Below are 521 nucleotides of genomic sequence, written 5' to 3'. Positions count from 1 at the left end.
CGGCCCGCCCGCGTCGCGCACGCACATCACCGGCGAGGCGGACGTCTCCAGCACCGTCGGGCGCTCGCCGGGGAAGGCCTCCACGTCCAGCGCCACCGACCGCGGCACGCCCATCCGGTCCGGCGGCACCTGCGCGACCGTCCCGACCGTCGCGGTGGACCGGATCACGTCGGCGAGGACCGGTCCGACCTCCTGCACACCGTCGGCCAGCGCGACGTGGGTCCGCGTCCCCGTGGCCGTGTCCACGGTGAACACCTGGCCGATCCGCAGCCCGTGGAGTCCGTAGTCGACCGGTTCGCCCGCCATCTCGATCACCGGCCGGCGCACCGGGTCCACCTCCGGCAGCGGGTCCACCAGGGCCGCCGTGACCGGACGCGGGTCGACCCCGCCGAGGCCGAGGATCTCCAGCAGGTCGCCGTCCCCGAGGTCGATGCGCGCGCGGGTGCCGTCGCGGAGCAGCCAGCCGGTGCCGTCCTGGTCCGCCAGCACGATCTCGTCCGGGCCCGTCTCGCGACCGGACG

Annotated in this window: 1 protein-coding gene; it reads right to left on the bottom strand. The window is 76.2% G+C overall.

All coding sequences use genetic code 11. The features are described from left to right. A partial coding sequence (locus HMPREF3086_RS04185; protein WP_210401836.1) for a type VII secretion protein EccB occupies positions 1 to 521 on the bottom strand: 521 nt, incomplete at both ends.

Origin of the sequence: Dietzia sp. HMSC21D01 (assembly GCF_001815995.1) — a bacterium.
Lineage (GTDB): Bacteria > Actinomycetota > Actinomycetes > Mycobacteriales > Mycobacteriaceae > Dietzia > Dietzia cinnamea.
Note: the sequence above shows the minus strand (reverse complement) of the source record. Positions and strands in the feature narration are given on the sequence as shown.